The organism is Streptomyces sp. SCSIO 75703 (genome assembly GCF_036607905.1).
In the GTDB taxonomy this organism is placed as follows: domain Bacteria; phylum Actinomycetota; class Actinomycetes; order Streptomycetales; family Streptomycetaceae; genus Streptomyces.
Genome location: NZ_CP144555.1, coordinates 998,478 through 1,018,857, shown reverse-complemented (window position 1 = coordinate 1,018,857; position 20,380 = coordinate 998,478). Strand labels below are relative to the sequence as shown.

Annotated in this window: 16 protein-coding genes; 6 read left to right on the top strand and 10 right to left on the bottom strand. The window is 75.3% G+C overall.

From position 1 onward, the window contains the following. The first annotated feature begins 86 nt into the window (after positions 1-86). From VM636_RS04365 to VM636_RS04345, 5 genes are read left to right on the top strand one after another with little or no spacing between them, the layout of a single operon-like run. Positions 87-1,100 (top strand): Gfo/Idh/MocA family oxidoreductase, encoded by a 1,014-nt coding sequence (locus VM636_RS04365; RefSeq protein WP_053913867.1) that lies wholly within the window; start codon positions 87-89, stop codon positions 1,098-1,100. Next, positions 1,087-3,762 carry a M20/M25/M40 family metallo-hydrolase gene (locus VM636_RS04360; protein WP_338483392.1) on the top strand — a complete coding sequence of 892 codons (2,676 nt, stop codon included), beginning with the start codon at positions 1,087-1,089 and terminating at the stop codon, positions 3,760-3,762. Before VM636_RS04365 ends, VM636_RS04360 begins: the two co-directional genes overlap by 14 nt. Then, positions 3,759-4,877, top strand: coding sequence for an Ldh family oxidoreductase (locus tag VM636_RS04355; RefSeq protein ID WP_030422203.1), 1,119 nt, complete (start codon positions 3,759-3,761; stop codon positions 4,875-4,877). The genes VM636_RS04360 and VM636_RS04355 overlap by 4 nt, the downstream gene beginning before the upstream one ends. After that, entirely contained in the window at positions 4,874-5,845 is a 972-nt protein-coding gene (locus VM636_RS04350) for a Gfo/Idh/MocA family oxidoreductase (RefSeq protein WP_030422202.1), read from the top strand. Before VM636_RS04355 ends, VM636_RS04350 begins: the two co-directional genes overlap by 4 nt. After that, the gene (locus VM636_RS04345; RefSeq protein WP_234312740.1) at positions 5,842-6,351 is read left to right on the top strand and encodes a hypothetical protein; all 510 of its coding nucleotides are present in this window, start codon (positions 5,842-5,844) and stop codon (positions 6,349-6,351) included. Before VM636_RS04350 ends, VM636_RS04345 begins: the two co-directional genes overlap by 4 nt. Positions 6,352-6,416: 65 nt before the next feature. Here the strand turns inward: VM636_RS04345 and VM636_RS04340 are convergent, their stop codons facing one another. From VM636_RS04340 to VM636_RS04315, 6 genes are all read right to left on the bottom strand, one after another. Beyond that, entirely contained in the window at positions 6,417-6,959 is a 543-nt protein-coding gene (locus VM636_RS04340; protein ID WP_030422200.1) for an EF-hand domain-containing protein, read from the bottom strand. A gap of 112 nt (positions 6,960-7,071) precedes the next feature. Further along, positions 7,072-8,328 carry a nucleotide sugar dehydrogenase gene (locus VM636_RS04335; protein ID WP_338483385.1) on the bottom strand — a complete coding sequence of 419 codons (1,257 nt, stop codon included), beginning with the start codon at positions 8,326-8,328 and terminating at the stop codon, positions 7,072-7,074. 34 nt (positions 8,329-8,362) lie between these two features. Further along, a complete protein-coding gene (locus VM636_RS04330; protein ID WP_030422198.1) occupies positions 8,363-8,668 on the bottom strand; it encodes a hypothetical protein in 306 nt (101 codons plus the stop codon). A 27-nt stretch (positions 8,669-8,695) separates the two neighbouring features. Next, positions 8,696-10,459, bottom strand: a complete 1,764-nt coding sequence (locus VM636_RS04325) for a class I adenylate-forming enzyme family protein (RefSeq protein WP_338483383.1) — start codon at positions 10,457-10,459, stop codon at positions 8,696-8,698. Then, positions 10,456-12,315: a CoA transferase gene (locus tag VM636_RS04320; protein ID WP_234312739.1), complete on the bottom strand. Its 1,860-nt coding sequence runs from the start codon at positions 12,313-12,315 to the stop codon at positions 10,456-10,458. The genes VM636_RS04325 and VM636_RS04320 overlap by 4 nt, the downstream gene beginning before the upstream one ends. Before the next feature lie 574 nt (positions 12,316-12,889). Next, positions 12,890-15,592 (bottom strand): LuxR family transcriptional regulator, encoded by a 2,703-nt coding sequence (locus VM636_RS04315; RefSeq protein ID WP_078856154.1) that lies wholly within the window; start codon positions 15,590-15,592, stop codon positions 12,890-12,892. 473 nt (positions 15,593-16,065) lie between these two features. Between VM636_RS04315 and VM636_RS04310 the strand changes: the two genes are divergently transcribed. Further along, on the top strand, positions 16,066-16,680 hold the full coding sequence (locus VM636_RS04310; RefSeq protein WP_030422194.1) for a TetR/AcrR family transcriptional regulator: 615 nt from the start codon (positions 16,066-16,068) through the stop codon (positions 16,678-16,680). Positions 16,681-16,732: 52 nt separating this feature from the next. Here VM636_RS04310 and VM636_RS04305 read toward each other — a convergent pair whose 3' ends face one another. The 4 genes from VM636_RS04305 to VM636_RS04290 all read right to left on the bottom strand — a co-directional run bounded on the left by VM636_RS04305 (position 16,733) and on the right by VM636_RS04290 (position 20,070). Then, the gene (locus tag VM636_RS04305) at positions 16,733-17,002 is read right to left on the bottom strand and encodes a hypothetical protein (RefSeq protein WP_030422193.1); all 270 of its coding nucleotides are present in this window, start codon (positions 17,000-17,002) and stop codon (positions 16,733-16,735) included. A gap of 325 nt (positions 17,003-17,327) precedes the next feature. Beyond that, positions 17,328-18,092 (bottom strand): alpha/beta fold hydrolase, encoded by a 765-nt coding sequence (locus VM636_RS04300; protein WP_030422192.1) that lies wholly within the window; start codon positions 18,090-18,092, stop codon positions 17,328-17,330. Between the two features lie 75 nt (positions 18,093-18,167). Beyond that, positions 18,168-18,398 (bottom strand): acyl-CoA carboxylase epsilon subunit, encoded by a 231-nt coding sequence (locus tag VM636_RS04295; protein ID WP_030422191.1) that lies wholly within the window; start codon positions 18,396-18,398, stop codon positions 18,168-18,170. 61 nt (positions 18,399-18,459) lie between these two features. Beyond that, positions 18,460-20,070, bottom strand: coding sequence for an acyl-CoA carboxylase subunit beta (locus VM636_RS04290; protein ID WP_030422190.1), 1,611 nt, complete (start codon positions 20,068-20,070; stop codon positions 18,460-18,462). Positions 20,071-20,380 lie beyond the last annotated feature (310 nt).

Below are 20,380 nucleotides of genomic sequence, written 5' to 3'. Positions count from 1 at the left end.
GTGACTACCCCGCGGACTTTCTTGACCGGTGCCGCGACAGCGACGAGATTCGCACCTGCCCCGCCAGATTCACCGGATGGAATGCCATGAGACAGCCCCTGATCGTCGGACTGGGACGCTCCGGAGCCGGACTGCACACGCGGGCGCTGCACACCGCCCGTGCCGGCGCGCCCCGGCTGTGGAAGGGGCCGGTCGTCGCCGTCGACCCCCGGCCCGCCGCCGGGGGACCCGTCCCCGACGGGGTCGTCCGGACCCGCTCCCTGACCGAGGCGGCGGCACTGCTGACCCCCGCCGCCACCGTCGCGCACGTGTGCACTCCGCCGGACACCCGCCCCGCCGTCCTCGCCGGCCTCGCCGCGGCCGGGTTCCGCGACCTGATCGTCGAGAAGCCCCTCGCCACCGGCCTGGCCGACCTCGCCGCGGTGGAACGGCTGCGGGACGCCCACGGCCTGCGCATCACGGTCGTCGCCCACTGGCTCGCCGGCGAACTGGCCCGGCGGCTGCGCGAGACGGTCGCCTCGGCGGAGCACGGCCCGCTGCTGCGCGTCGAGGCGGTCCAGCACAAGCCCCGCTTCCTGCGCTCGCTGCGCCCCGGGGACGGCCACCCCACCGCGTTCGACGTGGAGATGCCCCACGCGCTGGGACTCGTACGCGACCTCGCCGGGCCCGCCGAGGTGACCGGCGCCCACCTCACCGACCTCCGGATCGGCGCGGTCGTGCGGCCCGGCATGGGCTCCGCCCGGCTCGACCTGCGCCACACCGGCGGCGTCCGCACCCGTGTCGTCTCCGACCTCGCCGCCCCCGTCCGCGAACGCAGCGTCACCCTCACCTTCGCCCGCGCCGCCGTCACCGCCCACTTCCCGCTCTCCGCCGACGACGACCACGCCCAACTCGTCACCGGACGAGGGCGGGAGGTGTTCCGCGACGACGCGCTCGCCGCCTTCCTGACCCGGACCTACCATCGCCACGCGACCCTGGACTCCGGCCACCCCTCCTGGCGGGCCGCCTTCGACGTCCAGGCCGACGTCGTGCGCCTGCTCGTCGCCGCCAAGGCCCACTGCGGCCACGGCACCGGGGAGGTCACCCGTGCGGCCGGGTGACGGCATCGCCGGCCGGATCACCGGCATCGGCGACGAGGCCGCCCCCGACCTGACCGGCCAGATCGACGTCGCCCGGGAACTGGGCTGGTCCACACTGGAGTTGCGCACCGTCGACGGGATCGCGCTGGCCGACCTGGACACCCCGGCCGTCCACGCCCTCGCCGACCGGCTGCACTCGGCCGGCCTCGGTGTGGTCTGCCTCGACTCCCGCATCGCCAACTGGTCCCGGCCCGTGACCGCCGACTTCGCCGCCGACCTCGCGGAGCTGGACCGGCTCGCCGCCCACGGGCGCGTCCTCGGCTGCCGCAGCGTCCGCATCATGTCCTGGCCCAACGACGGTCTGCCCGAGGACACCTGGGCCTCCCGGGTGATCTCCCGCGTGCGGCGCCTCGCCCGCCGCGCCGAGGACCTCGGACTGGAACTGCTCCACGAGAACTGCTCCGGCTGGGCCGGCGCCAGCGCCTCCCGGACCCTGCGCCTCCTGCACGAGGTCGACAGCCCGGTGCTGCGGGTCCTCTTCGACACCGGCAACGGCGTGGCCCACGGCTACGACTCCGTGTCCCTGCTCGAACCGCTGCTGCCCCACGTCGCCCACGTCCACGTCAAGGACGGCCTGCCCGGCGAGCGGCCCGGCGAGGCCGTCTACACCCTCCCCGGGGACGGGGCGGCCCGGGTCGCCGACTGCCTGCGGCTGCTGGAGGCCCACGGCTACCGGGGCGCGTACTCCCTCGAACCCCATCTGGCGGTCCTCCCGCACGAGGGGACGCGCCGTGAATCCGCCGACGCCAGGGGCCTGTTCATCCGCGCCGCACAGCGCCTCGCCGCCCTCCCGCCCGGGGCCGCCCCGGCGCCCGGACCCGGCTCCGCGTCGCGTTCGCGCCCGCCCGGCGTCGACACCGGACTGCTGTCGCACCTGCTGCACACCCCCACCGCCGGGCCCCTGGAGACCGGCCCCGGCGCCCCGCACGCCCTGCGCGCCGCCCTGCACTCCTACGCGACCGCCGCCGCCCGGTGCGGGCTCGACACCCTCTCCCTCGCCCCGCCGCGCGCCGCCGACGTCCTGCGGGAGGGCACCCCGGCCCGGGTGCGGGCCGCCGTCGCCGCCGACCCGGCCTTCCTCACCGGCCAGCCGAGCCTGCTGCTGCGGCTCGGCCCCGAACTGCCCCGCGAGCGCACGGTGATGTTCAACGTGCACCTCGACACCGTCGCCGGCGGGCCGCCGCCCGCGTTCGACGGGACCCGCTTCACCGGGCGCGGCGCCGTCGACGCCAAGGGGCCCGCCGTCGCGCTCCTGGCCGGGATCGCCGCGGCGGCCCGCGCCTGCCCCGCCGTCGGCCGGGACGTGTCGGTGCTCGTGCAGGCCGTCGCCGGGGAGGAGGGCGGCGCGCTCGGCACCTTCGGCACCCGGCCGCTGGTCGAGGCCGGGCACGTCGGCCGCGTCAACGTCTTCTGCGAACCGACCGGACTGCGCCACCTGCCGCGCGCCACCGCCGCCTCCACCGCCCGCATCACCGTCACCGGCGACGACGCCGTCGACGACCGGCCGGACGCCGGGCACAACGCCACCCTGCTGCTCGGCTTCCTCGCCCAGCACCTCGCCACCGCCCTCACCCCGCCGTCCCCCGGCGCCCCGCCGGCCACGGTCTGCCTGGCCGGGCTGCACACCGGCACCCTCCACAACAAGGTCCACGGCACCGGCAGCCTCGCCCTCAACCTCGCCCACACCTGCCCGGAGGACGGCGCCGCCACCGAGGCCGCCGTCACCCGCGCCCTGGCCGAGGGCCTGCGGGAGTTCACCGCCCGTTACCGCGCCGTCCCGCTCTTCGCCCGCACCGCCGCCGACGCGGCCCGCATCACCCGCCTCGACTGGGAGAAACGGGGACTGCCCGCGCTCGGTGCCCAGCCCGCCTGGGGTGACGCCCTGATGGAACGGGCGGGCATCGACCGGTGGCCCGACGAGGCGCCCGCGTTCACCTGCGACGCCATCTGGCTGCACGCCGTCCCCGGCACCTACACCACCGTGTTCGGCCCCGGCGGTCTGGACACCCACCACGCCCACGCGGACGGCGAGTTCGTCGACCTGACCGACCTGGAGCGGTTCGCGTCGCGCGTCACCGCCCTCCTGGTCGCCTTCGCCGCGGACGCGGCACCCGCGGCCTGGCCGGCCGGGCACACGACGCCACCCCCCGCCCAGGCCCCCGACCCGGCTCCGCCGGAGCGCACCGCCGTGCCCCGCGGCCCGGCCCCGGCGGCCTCCGGCCAGGGGCCCACGTCTGACCCGGGTGACCTCCCGGCTCCCGACGCCGCCCCCCTCACGGCCCAGGGCACCGACCCGGCCGCGGGCCCCGTGGACCGGGACCCGGCGCCGGACAGGGGCCCCGCCACGAGGACCGGCACCTCCTCCGGCGGCGTCCCGGCGCCCGTCCCCGGCACCGGCACCGACCCCGGCACCGACACCGCCGCCTCGGCCACCGACACGACTGCGGGTGCCGCCCCGGCCACGCCTCCCGGCGCCGCGCGGGCCCCGGCTCCCGAGGCGGGCCCCGCCGTGCCATCCGGCGGCGTCCCGGCCCCCGACGCCGCCCCCGGCACTCCTTCCGGGGCCGGGCGGGCGCCCGGCCCCGTCACCCCCATACGCACCGAGAAAGCAGGAACCGTATGACTGTCGCACCGTCCGTCGCCGGCCGCCGCGAGGAGGTGAGGGTTCCGTACACCGCCCTGCTCGGCGCGACGGCCGCCTGTTTCACCCGGCTCGGGGTGCCCCCGGCCCGGTCCCGTCTCGCCGCCGAGGCGTTGTGCCACGGCGACCTGACCGGCATGGACTCGCACGGCGTGTTCAACCTCGCCCGGCTCTACGTACCGCTGCTGGAGTCCGGCCGCGCCGACCCGGCGGCGGAGCCCACGGTCCTGCGCGACCTCGGCGCCTGCGTCCTCGTCGACCACCGGCGGGCCCTCGGCCTGTGGGCCGCCTCCGAGGGCATGGACCTCGCCGTGCGGCGGGCCGCCGACCACGGCATCGGCCTCGTCTCCGTGCGCGGCGCCACCCACTTCGGCTGCGCCGGCGTCCACGCCCTGCGGGCTGCCGCCCGGGGCATGATCGGCGTGGTGGCCTCCAACTGCGGGGGCCAGCGCATCGCCCGGCCCCCGCTCGGCGCCGCGGCGCTGCTCGGCACCAACCCGCTCAGCGTGGCCGCGCCCGCCGTCGAGGGCCGCCCCTTCGTGCTGGACATGAGCACCACCGTCGTGCCCACCGGCCGGGTCCGTACCGCCGCCCGGGACGGCCGCCCCGCGCCGGAGGGCTGGCTGACCGACGACGCCGGCCGGGCCGTGACCGACGCCGGAGCCTACGACCGGGGCGAGGCGTGGCTCGGCTGGCTCGGCGGCCGGCCCGAGACCGGCGCGTACAAGGGCTTCGGGCTCGGTCTCACCGTGGAACTGCTGGCCGGGCTGGTCTCCGGCGCCGCCACCGGCCCCACCCGCGCGGCGCTCGACGGGGACGGCCGCCCCGGCGGGAGCGACGACGACATCGGCTTCCTGCTGCTGGCCATCGCGCCCGGCATGCTGCGCGACGGCTTTCCCGACGACGCCCGGGACGTCTTCGCCACCGTGCTGGACTGCCCGCCCCTCGCCGGCCACGACCCGGTCCGCTACCCCGGACATCAGGAGGCCGAACGTGCCGCGCGCCGCCGCGCCGCCGGCGTCCCCCTGCCCGCCTCCCTGCACGCCGAGCTGACCGGCCTCGGGCTGGACCTGCCCGTCCTCACGGAGGCCCGGTGACCCGCCCCGGGCCCGCGGCCCGCCCGCCCCGCAGGCTCGGGCTCGTCGGCCTCGGCGTGATCTCCCGCTACTACCTGGCCGCCGCCGAACGGCTGCCCGAATGGACCCTGGCCGCCGTCTGCGACCTGCGCGAGGACGCGCTGGCCCCGCACCGCGGCCGGGTCGCCTGCCACACCGACCACCGTTCGATGCTGGCCTCCGCCGCCCTGGACGCGGTGGTCGTCGCCGTGCCCAACCACGCCCACGCCCGGGTCTGCGCCGACGCGCTGCGGGCCGGCGTACCGGTCTGCGTGGAGAAGCCGCTCGCGCTGGACCCGGCGGACGGCCGGGCCCTGGCCGCGCTCGCCCGGGAGCGGGGCGTCCCCCTCCTCACCGCCTTCCACCGGCGCCACAACGACCGGGTCCTCGACCTGGCCCGCAGCGTGCCGCCGCCCGACGCGCCGAACCCGGTCGCGTCCGTACGGGTGCGGTACCTGGAGCGGATCGAGGAGCACATCGGCGCCGACACCTGGTACCTCGACCCGGCCCGCTGCGGCGGCGGCTGCGTCGCCGACAACGGTCCCAACGCCTTCGACCTGGTCCGGCTGCTGCTGGGCGAGCCGCCGCTGACGGTCGCCTCCGCCGAGGTCGCCTGGGAGGCGGGCATCGACCGGCAGGCGCTGATCCGCCTGGAGTCGCCGTCCGGGGCCCGCGGCACCGTCGAACTCGACTGGTCCTACCCGGGGGAGACCAAGGACGTGGTGGTGCGGCTGGCCGACGGGAGCGAGCTGCGCGCGGACATGCTGGACGGCCGCCCCGGCTTCAAGGAATCGCTCTGGCACGAGTACGAGGGCATCCTCCGCGACTTCGCCCGGGTCTGCGCCGCCCCGCCGCCCGACGCGGCCGCCACCGGCGGAGTGGCCGCCCTGGACCTCGTCGCCGCCGCCTACGCCCGTGTCCGCCCGCCCGTACCGGAGGCCGTGCGATGAACCCCCGCCCCTCCCCGGGCCCCGCGCCCGCCACCGCCTCCGGTCCGCCCGCGCGTCCCTCGCTCGACGCCGGGCGGCACGAGGACGGGGCCAAGCGGGCCGTGCGCGGCGCCGTGGTGAAGGTGCTCCGGCACACGCGCACCGACCGGGGCATGACCCTGGAGCCGTTCGCGAGCCGCTGCGTGCGCCGCGGCGAGGTGCACGAGCTGGTCACCACCGACCACTGGAGCGAGGAGCCGGGCGCCCGGGTGGACCGGGTCGGTTTCCTCGGCTTCGCCGAACTGGACTGCGGGGGAGTCGTCGACCGCGGCGACACCCTGCTGATCGGTGGCGAACCGGTCGGCACGGTGCTCGGCTTCGACGGCTGCCACCTGCCCAACCACTACAACATCCTGATCCACACGCCCCGGCTGCTGACCGGCCCCTGCCTCTCCCTCGCCCCGGAGACCGGCGTCGTGTTCGCCCCCGCCGGGTGGCGCGGACCGGACGGCGCCCCCGCCGGGTGAACGCACGCCGGCCGGCGCCCCCTCGCGGGAGGAGGCGCCGGCCGGGTCCGTCCTGCGGGCGCCGCTCAGCCGAGCAGTTCGACCTCGAGCCGGCCGAAGTGGAAGTCGCGGATGGCCGCGAGCAGTTCCTGCTCGCTGAGCACGCCGTCGCCGTCGGTGTCGATCCGGCGGAACGCCTCGGCGGCCGACGACGCGTCGAGACCGCCGACGGCGCCGAGCCAGGAGCCGAACTCGGCGGCGTCGATGACGCCGTCCGCGTTGCGGTCGCAGAGACCGACGATGCCGTTGGCGACCGGGCCCAGCACCCGGTTGAAGGCGGCGTCGCCGCCCTGGAACAGCTCACCGGCGGCACCGAGGAACTGCTCCTGGGAGAGCGGACCCTGCGGGGAGACGCCGACGCGCTCCGCCAGGTTCTCGAACATGGACTGGAAGGCGTTCCGCAGGGCGACACCCTGCGGGGAGTCCGGGGACTGGCCGAGGGCGGTGGCGATCCGGGCGGCCTCGGCGACGAAGTCCGAGGGCTCCAGGACGCCGTTGCCGTCGCTGTCCCACTTCTCGAAACGCTTCGACAGACGGGCCTGGGCGGTGTTGTCGGCCACCATGGTCATGGGGGGATCTCCTTCTTTCGTGATGGCGCTCCGGACGGACGTCCGGGCGCCGCTTCCCACGGCGGGCGTGGACCGGGCCACACCCGCCGGGAGCTTTCGCGCCGGCGGCGGGTCAGAGGTGGGTGACCCGCCGGCCCCGGGCGGTTCCGCGGGTGTCGAGCACCGGGCACCCCGTCTCGTCCCACGGGAGGGACCCGTACTCCTGGTGGTCCTGGAGCAGCAGGACGAGGTCGCTGCCGGCGCACGCCCGCTCGGGCGTGAGGTGCCGGGGGACCGGTGTGCCGTCGACGGTGAACGCGTCGACCCGCGGGTCGTGGTAGGCGAGGGCGGCCCCCCGGGCGCGCAGGGCGCGGGCCACCGGGAAGGCGGGGGACTCCCGGACGTCGGCGACATCCGCCTTGTACGAGACGCCGAGCAGGGTCACCCGGGCCCCGGCCGGACCGGTGCCGTGCTCGCGCAGCAGCCGGCAGGCGCGGTCGGCCACGTGTCCCGGCATGGCGTCCAGGACCTCGCGGGCGGCGCGCAGGGTGCGGAACGAGAAGCCCTGTTCCTCGGCGTGGGCCATCAGATAGCGGGGGTCGACGGGGACGCAGTGCCCGCCGACGCCGGGGCCGGGCCGGAAGGGGGCGAACCCGAAGGGTTTGGTGCCGGCGCAGCGCAGCACGTCCCAGACGTCGATGCCGGCCTGCCCGCAGTAGAGCGCGGCCTCGTCGGCCAGCGCGATGTTGACGTACCGGTAGGCGTTCTCCAGCAGCTTGGCCATCTCGGCCTCGCGGGTTCCGGCGGCGACGACGACCTCGTCGACGAGCTGTTCGTAGAACGCCTCGGCGTGTTTGGCGCAGAGGGTGGTGCAGCCGCTGACGATCTTCGGCGTGGTGCGGAAGGAGAAGCGGCTGTTGCCCGGGTCGATGCGTTCGGGGGAGTAGGCGAGGTGGAAGTCCTCGCCCACCCGCAGTCCGCTCTCCTCCAGCAGGGGCCGGACGATCTCCTGGGTGGTGCCCGGGTGGCTGGTGGACTCCACGGAGACCAGCGTGCCGGGCGCGAGGTGCCGGGCGACGGTGCGCGCCGCCGCCCGTAACGGCTCCAGGTCGGGGGTCCGGTCGGCGGTGAGCCCGGTCGGCACGCAGATCACCACCGTGCGGGCCCGGTCGAGGACCGCCGGGTCGGCGCTGGCCCGGAACCCCCGGGCCCGCATCCGCCGCACCTCGGCGTCGCTGACGTCCCCGATGTGGGAGCGCCCCGCGGTGAGGCCCCCGGTCACCGCCGGACTGATGTCGTGGCCGACGGTGTCGAGTCCCGCCTCACAGGCCCGGCGGGCCAGTGGGAGTCCGACGTAGCCGAGACCGACCACGGCGAGTTCTGCGGGCATGTTCCCCTCGTTTCCCCCGGGTGTGGACGGCCGGTCAGGCGCTGAAGCTGCCGCTGCCGGGCGCCACGTGGGCCCCGTACCCCGGGGGGACGGTCACGGAGGGACCGAGGCAGAACGGGTCGCCGTAGATCCGCACCGGGCCGTCGGTCGCGTTGTTCAGCACGTGGGCGGCGGCCGGGAGCTTGTGGCAGCCGGCCGGGTCCCGGTAGACGGTCAGCGGCTGGAGTTCCGTCTGGAAGACGGTGACCTCCCCCTCGGCGGCGGCCGCGGCGGGGCCCGGTGTGAGGCCCACCCAGGCCACGGCCGCGAGGAGGGCGCAGGTGATGACCGAGCGACGCATGAGGTGTTCCCCGTTCTGGTGTAATGCTCAACTTCCGCTGTGGGAACGGAGGTTGGCGTGCCTTTCGACCTTGTCCCGTTCAGAGTGCCAGGCGGGATTCGCCCCCAGGAATTCCTTATGGGCAGATTGCCTCGAAGGGGTGAAAAGTGCTTGATCTTGCCCCCGGGGCCCCGGAAGCCGCCCCGCCTCCAGCGCCCGTACGGCGTCGGCGGTGACGGTGCGCCGGCAGATCTTGCCGGTCGGCCCGAGCGGCATACCGGTCACCGGCAGCACGTACTCGGGGAACTTCCGCCGTTCCAGGCCCCGTCGGCCCAGGTGGGCCGTGAGGTGGTCCAGGGTGGGGGCGGGCGCCCCGGGGGCCGGGCGGACGCAGGCGCAGAGCCGTTCCCCCAGTTCCTCGTCGGGCACCGGCACGCAGACCACCTCGGCGAGGGCCGGGTGGGTGCCCAGTTCGCGCTCCACCTCGGCCGGGCTGATGGTGTACCCGCCCCGGATGACGACGTTCTTCAGCCGCCCCCGTACGCGCAGCCGGCCCCGCGCGTCGAGCACGCCCAGGTCGCCGGTGCGGACCCAGCCGGTCTCCGTCCGGTAGCGCGCGTCGAGTTCGGGGGCGCCGACGTAGCACATCGGCGTCATCGGGCCGCGGGCCTGGATCTCGCCGGGCTCCCCGGCCGGGGCGGGGGAGCCGTCGGGCCGGACGATGCGCACGGCGGCCACGGCGGGGTCGGGGGTGCCGGCGGTGTCCCCGGCGGGCGCGCCGGGGGCGGCGGTGTGGCAGTTGACCCCGTCGGAGGACCCGTACACCGCGATCACGGGCCGGGCGAACCGCTCCCGGCAGGCGGTGGCGGTGGAGCCGGGCAGCGCCGCGCCGCTGGAGACGAACGCCTCCAGCGACGACGTGTCCTCGCCGGGGGAGCGCGGCAGGTCCGCGAGCCGGCGCAGCATCGTCGGCACGCCGAACACGAGGGCCGGCCGGTGGTCGCCCACCGCGCGCAGGGCGTCCGCCGCCTCGAAGCGCCGCCGCACGATCAGCGTGCCGCCCAGCGCCGCGAGCGTCACCGGCACGCCGAGTGAGCCGAAGGACGAGGCGAGCGAGACGAGGACCAGGTTGCGGGGGACCGCGGCCGGGTCCCGGGCGAGCGCGCGGACGTACGCGGCCCGTCCGCCGGCCATGGCCTGGTGGCTGTAGGCGACCATCTTCGGTTCGGCCTCGGAGCCCGAGGAGACGAGGATCCTCGCCGGTGCGGTGGGCGCGGCCGGGCGCGGGCCGGGCACGAGGGCGGGACCGGCCGGGGGCCGGCCGGGCATCAGGTCGTCCGGCCCGAACACCGCCCGCAGGAGCGGGAGCCGGCCCGCGGCCTCGCGGTCGGCCGGCTCCGCGAGGACGGCGCCGGCGGCCCGGGAGCGCCCGAGCAGGCCGAGGGTGTCCCGGACGCCCCCGCCCAGCGGATACGGCAGGGCCACCGCGCCGAGCGCGTAGACGGCGAGTTCCGCCGCGGCGGCCAGGCGACCGTTGGGCAGCCGCAGCCCGATCACGTCCCGCGGCCCGAGCCCCGCCGCCGCGAACCGCGCGGCCACGCGCAGGACGTCGGCGTACAGCGCGCCGTAGGACACCGTCCCGTCCTCGTCCACCACGGCGTCGCGCCCGGGATGCGCCCCCGCGTGCTCGCGGAACAGGGAGAACAGGTCCGCGTCGGGACACAGCCCCCGCCGTGCCCACTCCCGCCGGTCCGCGTACGGCACCCGGTCGGGGAAGTCCAGTCCGGCGGCCGACCGCCACACCCGCGTCACGCGCCCGCCTCCTCGAACTCCCAGGGGCGGGCGGGCCGGGCGTGCCGCACCGAGGCGTCCGGGGCCACGACGGCCCGCGCGAAGGCGGGGTCGGCGGGGAGCCCGGCGAGGTCGGTGCAGACCGGCACCGACGGCAGGCCGGCCTCGCGCAACCGCCCGAGCCACGCCCCCGTCCCGCCGGTGCGGAGCCGGGCCGGCACCGCCTCCGCGTTCCGGGCGCCGACGGCGTACGCCACCGCCGCCGGGTGGGAGCGGGCGTGGGCGCCCAGGCAGAGCAGGCCGTCGGCGGTGGGCAGCGGCAGGTCCAGCGGGGCGAGCGCGACCCGCCCCGGCGGCCGGGGGACCAGCGCGGCGGCCGACAGCAGCGACGACTCGGCGCGGCAGCCGTGCCCGGTCCGCTCCCGCACCGTCAGCCCGGCGAGGACGGCCTGCGCGAGGACGAGGCCGCCGAGCACGTCGGTGACGGTCATCAGGGACGGGGCGGGCGGCTCGCCCGCGGGACGCAGGGCGGCGGCGAGCCCGCCGTGCACCTGGGCGAGGTAGTCGGTGCCGATCGGGGGCGAGGCGCCGAGGGCGTCGCCGAAGCCGGAGGCGCAGGCGTACACCAGGCCGGGGCGCACGGCGTGCAGGGCGTGGGCGTCCAGGCCGTACGCGCCCGCCTTGCCCGGGGCCCAGTTGTGCACGAACGCGTCGGCGCCGGCGACCAGTTCGCGGACCGTCTCCCGGCCGCGGGCCGTGGTGAGGTCGGCCTGCGTCACCGTCTTGCCGAGGTTGAGCGCGGAGAAGCGGGCCGAACAGTCGCCGGCCATCGGCGGGAGCCCGCGCAGGGGGTCGCCGCCGGGCGGCTCGATCCGGACGACGTCGGCGCCGAGCAGCCGCAGCACGTGCCCGGCCAGCGGCCCCTGCACCCGCCGCGTCGACTCGACCACGCGGAACCCGGCGAGCGGCGGTGACTCCCCGCCGGCGGGGGGAGGTTCGTGCGGCGGACGGCCCGGCGGGGGGACGGGGCGGTGGCCCGCGGGCGAGAGGGTCCAGGGGACCAGGGCGGGGGCGGCGGTGGTGTCCGGGACCTCCGCCAGTGCCACGCCGCTCTCCGCGGCGGCCGCGGCGACCGCGCGCAGCGGGGTGCGGCGCAGCGCGGCCCGCAGTTCCCCGGGCAGCGGGCAGGCCGCGGTGCCGAACCGGCGCTGGAAGGGGCCCCAGCCGCGCCCCGCGGTCCGCGCGTCGACGCCGAGGCGCCGCCAGAAGCCGCTCCACGCGAGGGGGTCCAGCGTCTCGATCTCGACGCGCACCCCGTCGGCGGTGGTGAGCGTGGCGAGACCGTCGCCGGTGGCGTCGGGGCCGGCGTCCGGCGCGGTGGCGGCGGCGAGGTACTGGCCGACGGAGAGCAGCGCGCCCTGGGCGAGCGAGGTGCGCGCGCGCAGGCCCGGACGTCCGCGCAGCCGGGCGAGGAGGCAGGCGGTGGCGCCCTGGGCGGCGAGCACACCGGTCACCGTGGACACGTAGTCGGCGGTCAGCGGCCGGGGGGCGCCGGTGGCCCGGCCGTGCACGTGCATGACCCCGCACGCGGCCTGGACGGCGCGTTCGTCGCCGGCGTCGATCTCCACGGGGCCCGGGCCGCCGACGGACCAGGACGCCTCGCCGGCCCCGCCGTGCGGCGGGAACGTGCGGCGCAGCAGAGCGGAGGCCACCGCGACGGCCGTGCCCTCGGGCGCCGGTACCCGGGCGGCGGGGACCGGGGGGACCGGGACGGTGCGGGCCACTCCGGTGCGCTGCGCACCCGGGGCAGCCGCGCCGGGGGGCATGGTGCCGGGCGACGCGGTGCCGGGGGGCGTGGCGCCGGGGGGTTCCTGCACCGCCTCTCCCGGGGGTACGGGCACGGGGGACGGCCTCCTGTCGTGGTGGCCTCGCAGCATCGGGTTCTCCCTCACTCTCACGGCGTCGGTCGCCGGGGTGGAGAACCGGTACCGGAGGGCGCCGGACACGGTGGCCGGGTCCGTTCATCACAAAAGGCGATGGAAGAGCGGGGTCCGCGCGACGCCCGCGCCCCGCCCCCGCCACCGGACTGGTGCGGCGCGACCTCGGCGTTCCCTCACCCCGTGCCGGCCCCGGGCGCCCAGGGCCGGCGAGAGCCGGGGGGAATCCGGCCCGAAACGCGTTGGTGCCCCACCGCGCTCGCCGCTCAGTGGCCCCGTTTGCTCCCGTTGTCTTCCTTGGTGTCGGGGTGGCGCCGCACGCGGGGGCCCTGTGGACCGGGACCTCTCCTCGTGCCGATCGTGCCGATCGTGCCGATCGTGCCGACGGGACCCGCGGGCGAGAGCGGTGGTCCGGACGCGGCAGCGCGCCGCAGGGTCTGCGGCGCGCCGGGGTGCGGTGTGGGGGGGGGTGCGGGTCCGGAGGGTGTGAGCGCCGTGCGGGACCGGCCGGAGCTCAGACCGCCTCGGCCGTGGAGAACGTGAGCTGGAGGTCCACCGGCAGATCCTGTCGTCGCGTGATGTTGAGCTTGCGGTACACGCGCGTGAGGTGCTGTTCCACGGTGCTGACGGTGATGTGCAGCTTCAGGGAGATCTCCCGGTTGGTGTAGCCGCTCGCCGCGAGGGTGGCCACCCTGCGCTCGGAGTCGCTGAGCTTCGTGTCCACGTCCACGCGGCACTCCGCCGGGACGATCCGCTCCCGCATCCGGTCCTGTCGGTTGAGTTCGGGGCAGATCTCCTCGCGCAGCGACTCGGCGCCGCACTCCCGGGCCAGGTTCCAGGCCCGCCGGATCACCGCGTCGGCGCGGGAGGGTTCGCCTGTGGCCCGCAGGGAACGTCCCAGCGCCGCGAGGGAGCGTGCCAGCTCCACCCGGTCGCCGGAGCGGCTCAGTTCGTCGACGGACTGGTTGAGGAGCGAGAGCCGCCGGCGCGGGTCCGAGGTCACCGCGCGCAGACGCAGGCTGATGCCGCGCACCCAGGGCTTGCGCGCGTCGGGGTCGGTGAACTGCTGGTCCACGAGTGCCTTGGCGCGCTGCGTCTCGCCGAGCCGGAACAGCGTCTCCGCCGCGTCCGTGCGCCAGGGCAGCATCGCCGGCCGGTCCATGCCCCAGCTCCTGGCGAGCCGGCCCGCTTCCAGGAAGTCGCCCAGGGCGGCGTGCAGTTGGTGAGTCGCTATGAGGTAGAGGCCACGCGCGCGCAGGTAGGACAGACCGTGGGTGCTCTTGAACAGCGTGTCCGCGACCGGCTGGCGGAGCTGGCGGGCCACCGCCGCGTGGTCCCCCATGAGGGTGCGCGCCCTGATGAGCGTGGCCGTGGGACTCCCGATGAACGCGCTGCTGCTCTGTTCGGGCAGGCAGTCCAGCGCACGGCGTGCGTACTCCTCGGCGGCGTGCAGATCGCTCAGGCGCAGCAGGACCGTGGCGAGCGCCGAGGAGAACAGGGCCTGCCAGGCGAGGGCGTTCTGCCTTTGGGCCTCGGCGATCAGTTCACGGCAGCAGACGGCGGCGCGTTCCGGGTTTCCGGAGTAGATGAGGGACCGCAGGGCGCGCATGACCGGTTCCAGGGTGTCGTCGCTGAGGACGGTCGTGCGCAGGAACCGCTCGGCCGCCGTCGTCCAGGCGGCGCCGTCGGAGCCGGCCATGGGTCTTTCCTCGCCGTGCCCTCCCGGGTGGTCGATCCGCAGGTGGAGCGCGCCCGCCGGATCGTCCGTACGGGACCCGTACCCCGGGCCCTCGTGGCCACCGGGCTCGCTCGCCACGCTCACTCTGAGGATCTGGGCGCGGACCTCGGCCGCCTCGGCTATCCGGCCCTGGCAGGTGAGGAGTTCGGCCAGGGGCGCCAGGCGTTCGGCGGCCAGGCGGCCGGAGCGAAGCATGGCGAGCGGAGCGGAGAGGTGCTTCTCCGCCCGCCCCGGATTGACGCGCCAGGTGACGGCGGCGAGCCGGATCTTGATATCGGCCCGTTGCTGCTCGTCGTGGCTGAGCTCGTGAGCGAGTTCGAGCGCGTTCGTGGCACGGGCGGGGTCCTGGTGCGTCAGCAGGTCCTCGGTGGCCTCCCGCAGTACGTCGACGGCCCAGGGCACGTCGGCGGGCGAGCCGCCCAGCCGGGCGGCGGCGAGCAGGTGTCCGGAGACGGCCCTCGCGGACTCGCCCGCCAGGTGCAGGAGTTCGGCGGTGCCCAGGTGCAGGCTGGCCAGCACGTCGGCGGGCACCTGGTCCAGGATCGCGGTCTCGGTGTGCGGATGCGGGAACCGGTGCCCGTCCAGGATTCCGGAGGCGGCCAGCGAGGCCACGGACTGTGCGACGGCGACGGCCGGAACCTCCAGCAGCCGGCCTGCCCGTTCCGGTGTGTACCCGTCGCCCAGCACGGCGAGCGCCGCGCCGAGGTCGAGCATGTGCGGCCCGCTGTGCAGCAGGCAGGTGAGCACGGCCTGGGCGAACAGCCCGCCCTGCTCGGGCCGGAAAGCGCCGGTTCCGGTCGGGGCGGAGCGGTACTCCTCCAGGAGGGCCCGCAGCAGCAGCGGGTTGCCGCCGCTGATCGTGTGGAACTCGGCGGACAGCGCCTCGCACGGCGTGGGACCCGGGGAGCCGGCCGCGACGCGCCTGGAGCCCTCGGCGCTGAGCCGCCGCAGCCGGATGCGCCGGACGTTGCGGCTGCGGAGCAACTCGGTGCGGAAGGAGGCGTCCTGGCCGGCCTGGTGCGGCGGTGCGGTGAACACCAGCAGCATCCTGGTGGAGCGGCTGTGCCGGACGATGTGCTGGAGATAGCACAGGGAGGCGCTGTCCGCGTGGTGCACGTCGTCGACGGAGACGACCAGCGGAGTGGCGGTGCTCAACCGCTCCAGGGCCGTCTGGAACTCGCGCATCGCGCTGACCTGTGACCAGCCGTCAGGTGGCATGCGGACTTCGGGGAGTTCACCGGCCGGCGCGTCCGCGACGAGTTGCTGGATCAGGCCGAGCGGCAGATCCCGCTCGGCCGGGGAGCCGAACGCCCGCAGGGCCCGGTCCTCGCCCGCGTCGGTCCATTCGGCGAGGGTGTCGATCAACTCGCTCTTGCCGCATCCGGCGGCGCCCTCGATGAGGACGATACGGGCCGCGCCGTACCTGCACTCGTCCAGCGCGGTGCGCAACGCCTGGACTTCCGGCTCTCTTTCGGCCAATGCCACTCTGTCCCCCGTACCCCACACTGCAGATTGGTATGTCCCCGCCCGGGGAAGTGTCCCGGTGGAACGCGTGTGCCCTACATGAAACGCTTGTGCGTACCTCACACGCGATGAGTGTGGCGCACGCACGCCTCAACCTCTAGGGCTTGTCCGGCGGATCTTGGGACCGACGGCTTCCGGTTGTGGACGCGCGCAAGGGCCGGTGAGGCCGGACCCGCACGGAATCGGCCCCGTCGACGCCGTGCCCGCCCAAGTCCGCACGGCGCGGCGGAGGCTGGGACCGGCCACCGCGATGCCGCGGAGCCGCGCCGGTACGTCCAGGTCCGCACGAGCCCGCGTGCCCGCAGGCCGCACCCTCGCCGGGGCGGGGACGCGTGCGCCGGCGCGGGCAACGGTTCTGCGGACCTCGGGGAGTTCGATCGCTCCGGAGCCCTTAGGATGCCCAGACGGTTCGAGGCGAGGGTGGTGCTGTGGGTCACCGAGAAGATCTTCTGGAGGGCGCGAAGCGCTGCCTGCTGGAGAAGGGGTTCGCCCGGACGAGTGCACGGGACATCGTGGCCGCGTCCGGCACCAATCTGGCGTCCATCGGCTATCACTACGGCTCCAAGGACGCCCTGCTGGTCGAGGCGTATGTCCAGGCGATGCGGGAGTGGGGCGACGAGTTCGAGCCGGGCACCGCGGCCGGTGTCGACCTGGACTCCGCCTCCTCGCCGATCGAGCGCTTCGAGATGGTGTGGAACCACATCGTCGAGCTGTTCCCCGCGCGCAAGCCCCTGTGGGCGCTGAGCGTGGAGGTCGCGGTCCACGCGGAGAGTCTGCCCCAGATGCGTGAGGGCCTCGCCAAGGCGCAGCCGTTCGGCTGGTCCGCGCTGGTGGCGCTCTTCCACGGCGTGGACGAGAGCGAGGTCGACGAGCAGATGGCGGTCACCCTCGGCCGGTTCTACGCCGCGTTGCTCAACGGGGTGATGTCGCTCTGGATGTTCTCGCCGGAGACCGCGCCCTCGGGGCGCGACCTGGCCGAGGCGATGCGGGCCATCCTGGCGCTCCAGCAGGGCGCCACCACCGGCTCGGGTCCGTCCTCCTGAACGCGCTCGGTCGGGGCCGGGTGCGGGGTGCGGGCCCGGCTCGGCCGTCCGGTCAGGGTTCGTCGCGCACCAGGCAGGCGTCCTTCAGCTCGCCCACCCAGATGTCCATGTCGGTACGGGTGTTCTCCGGATCGGTGCTCCACAGCTCGGCCAGCATCTCGGCGGCCGGGCCGAGCCGCCCGCCGTGCTGACGCAGGGCGATCCACATGGCGGTGGCGACGGGGCCGCACCGGTAGCTGGTGCCGTTCGCCTCGGTGAGGAACTCCAGGCACCCGTCCTCGGTGACGTACGAGGTGACGCCGCGTTCTGGTCGTACCGGCATTCGGGCCTCCGTTGTCGATGGCCGGTCGGTGACAGCGATCCGTGAGGAGGAGGGTGACCGTGTACGCGGATGGGCTGGACGACTGTCCATCCGGCGACTCGCGGGTCCGACCGGGACTGCCTGGCACGTCGGCTCAGGAGGACAGGCCGCCCCTACGCCGCAATAGACGTTAGTCTAATACGGTCGTCTGAATTCTGGTGGGGGTAGCGGGACTCTGTCCGGAACGCATCCGTCCCGCGCCTCCGAGCACGCGGGGCCGGGGCCCTGGCGGCCCGCGTGCTCGGAGTCCCACACCGTCGGCGGTGAGCCGCCGCCCGAGAGCGGCTCAGGTGCCCAGGGCGGCCACGTCCAGGCGTCCGCGGATCAGGTCGAGGATCGCCGGCATGTGCGCGTCGAGGAAGAAGTGGCCGCCGGGGTACACCTTCAGCTCGAACGGCCCCGTGGTGTGCTCGCGCCAGGAGCCGGCCTCCTCGACGGTCACCTGCGGATCGTGGTCACCGACGAGCGCCACCACCTCCGAGCCGAGCGGCGGGCCGGGCCGGAAGCGGTAGGTCTCCGCGGCCTTGTAGTCGCTGCGGATCGCGGGAAGGATCATGCGCAGGATCTCGGGATCACTCAGCACCGCCGAATCCGTCCCGCTGAGCCGGGTGATGTCGTCGATGAGGCGGTCGTCGTCCGCCAGGTGCACGGTCTCCTCGCGCACCCGTGAGGGCGCTCGGCGCCCCGAGACGAAGAGCGCGAGCGGCGGTGTCCCCTCCGCCTCCAGCCTGCGGGCGACCTCGAAGGCCACCGTGGCCCCCATGCTGTGGCCGAAGAAGGTCAGCGGAACGTCCCCCCAGGGCCGCAGCTCCTCGACGATGAGACCGGCCAGCTCCTCGATGTCCTCGACACAGGGTTCGGTCCTGCGGTCCTGGCGGCCGGGGTACTGGATGGCGAGGACGTCCGTCGCCGGGGACAGCGCGTGCGCCACCGGGAAGTAGTAGGTGGCCGAACCGCCCGCGTGGGGGAAGCAGACCAGGCGGCCGCGGGCGTGCGGCGCCGGGTGGAAGCGCCGGATCCAGGCTCCGGTCTCCCGGAATTCGTCCGTCATCAGTGCTCTACATCCTTCTGTCGGAGGGGAGTTGTTCCAGGGCCGGTACACGTCCGGCGATCCCGGGAAACGGCTTCACCGCGCCGCCCAGCTTCCGGGCGGCCGGTAGGGGAGCGGCGCTCTCCACCGGGGCGCGGAACCCGGCCCGCCCGGCTCGCGCGCCGGAACGCGGCGAAGGCTCAGCAGCGCGGCGGTCACCGCGGCGATCTCCTCGGCGGACGGCGCACCGCCCAGGAAGCGCAGGGCCGGCTCGGTGCGGTCCGGACCCGCGGACGGGGTCGTCGGGGCGTCGGGGGAAGCGGTCATCGGCTTCGTCACTCCTGCCAGGTGGTGGTCGGGGGGTACGTGCCGGCCGGAGGCCGGAACCTCAGGTCGGGGGATTGCCGTGCTTGCGCGCCGGGACCGGGGCGTCCTTGGTCCGCAGCATCGCCAGCGAACGCACCAGCACCGCACGCGTCTCGGCCGGGTCGATCACGTCGTCGACCAGGCCGCGCTCGGCCGCGTAGTACGGATGCATCAACTCCTGCTGGTACTCCTTGATCCGCTGCTGCCGCGCCTCCTCCGGATCGGGCGCGGCGGCGATCTCCCGCCGGAAGACGACGTTCGCCGCGCCCTCCGCGCCCATCACGGCGATCTCGTTGGTCGGCCAGGCGAAGGACAGGTCCGCCCCGATGGAGCGCGAGTCCATCACGATGTACGCGCCGCCGTACGCCTTGCGCAGGATGACCTGGATTCGGGGAACGGTCGCGTCGCAGTACGCGTAGAGCAGTTTGGCGCCGTGCCGGATGATGCCCTGGTGCTCCTGGTCGGTGCCCGGCAGGAAACCCGGCACGTCGACCAGGGTGACCAGCGGGATGCTGAACGCGTCGCAGGTCTGCACGAACCGCGCGGCCTTCTCCGACGCGTGGATGTCGAGCACCCCGGCCTGCGCGGCGGGCTGGTTCGCCACGATGCCGACCGTGTGACCGTCCAGCCGGGCCAGCGCGCAGATGACGTTGGTGGCCCACTGCGCGTGGACCTCGAAGAAGTCCTCGTCGTCGACGATCTCCTGGATCACCTCGCGCATGTCGTACGACTGGTTGGCGTGGTGCGGCACCAGGCTCAGGAGGCTCTCGCACCGCCGGTCGGCGGGATCGCCGCTCGGTGCCTCGGGCGGCAGTTCGCGGTTGTTGGAGGGCAGCAGCGACAGCAGGTGCTTGACCTCCTCCAGGCACTCGGCCTCGTCGTCGTACACGAAGCCGGCCGCGCCGGAGACCGACGCGTGCACCTGCGCCCCGCCGAGTTGCTCATGCGTCACCCGCTCGTTGGTGACGGCCTGCACGACGTCGGGCCCGGTGATGTACATCTGTGAGATGTCGCGCACCATGAACACGAAGTCGGTGAGCGCCGGCGAGTAGGTGGCGCCGCCCGCGCACGGTCCGAGGATCACGCTGATCTGGGGGATCACCCCGGACGCCCGCACATTGCGGCGGAAGATCCCGCCGTACCCGGCGAGTGCCGTCACCCCCTCCTGGATCCGCGCCCCCGCGCCGTCGCTCAGCCCCACCAGCGGTGCTCCGGCCGCGATCGCCAGGTCCATCACCTTGTGGATCTTCTGCGCGTGCGCTTCGCCCAGGGAACCGCCGAAGACGCGGAAGTCATGGGCGTACGCGAACACCGTGCGGCCGTTCACCTGGCCCCACCCGGTGATCACCCCGTCCCCGCCCGGCCGCCGGTGCTCCAGGCCGAACCCCGTGGACCGGTGCCGCCGCAGCGGCTCCACCTCGTGGAAGGTGCCGGGGTCGAACAGGAGTTCCAGCCGTTCGGGTGCTGTCAGCTTGCCGCGGGCGTGCTGCTGTTCGGTGGAGCGCGGCCCCGTTCCCTGGCGTGCCGCGGTCTTCAGCTCCTCCGTCTGAGCCACCAGCGAGCGCAGATCCGGCCGGAGCGCCGCGGAACGGTCGCTCTCGTTGTCCGACGGGGCTTCCCGCATCACTGTCATGGTTCCACCCATCCAAGGGATCGACGGTGCGCGGCGGCTTCGCCCGCCGCGCCGGAATCCGGGTATCCGTCCCTCATTGAAGACCCGGCGCCGCCGCCGTGGACTCCCCTAAGTTGCCCGTCGCCCCCCTACGAGCGCGCCTCCCGCCGCCGGGCCCGCTCACCGACCCGGCCCGCGCGAAGCCGCGACCCTTAGGGGCTCTACGGGGGGCCCGCGAGCGGAAGAAAACTCCCTTGACACCGCACCGGCCGCAGGGCGCCGTCCTCCCGAACCCCGTGCCCGTCAACGGAATTGGAACCCGCAACCTTAG

Excerpts from the sequence above, each read along its gene's own strand:
- VM636_RS04300 (WP_030422192.1), bottom strand. The coding sequence starts at position 18,092 with ATGACGGACGAATTCCGGGAGACCGGAGCCTGGATCCGGCGCTTCCAC.
- VM636_RS04365 (WP_053913867.1), top strand. The coding sequence starts at position 87 with ATGAGACAGCCCCTGATCGTCGGACTGGGACGCTCCGGAGCCGGACTG.
- VM636_RS04355 (WP_030422203.1), top strand. The coding sequence starts at position 3,759 with ATGACTGTCGCACCGTCCGTCGCCGGCCGCCGCGAGGAGGTGAGGGTT.
- VM636_RS04290 (WP_030422190.1), bottom strand. The coding sequence starts at position 20,070 with ATGACAGTGATGCGGGAAGCCCCGTCGGACAACGAGAGCGACCGTTCC.
- VM636_RS04335 (WP_338483385.1), bottom strand. The coding sequence starts at position 8,328 with ATGCCCGCAGAACTCGCCGTGGTCGGTCTCGGCTACGTCGGACTCCCA.
- VM636_RS04330 (WP_030422198.1), bottom strand. The coding sequence starts at position 8,668 with ATGCGTCGCTCGGTCATCACCTGCGCCCTCCTCGCGGCCGTGGCCTGG.
- VM636_RS04340 (WP_030422200.1), bottom strand. The coding sequence starts at position 6,959 with ATGACCATGGTGGCCGACAACACCGCCCAGGCCCGTCTGTCGAAGCGT.
- VM636_RS04345 (WP_234312740.1), top strand. The coding sequence starts at position 5,842 with ATGAACCCCCGCCCCTCCCCGGGCCCCGCGCCCGCCACCGCCTCCGGT.
- VM636_RS04295 (WP_030422191.1), bottom strand. The coding sequence starts at position 18,398 with ATGACCGCTTCCCCCGACGCCCCGACGACCCCGTCCGCGGGTCCGGAC.
- VM636_RS04305 (WP_030422193.1), bottom strand. The coding sequence starts at position 17,002 with ATGCCGGTACGACCAGAACGCGGCGTCACCTCGTACGTCACCGAGGAC.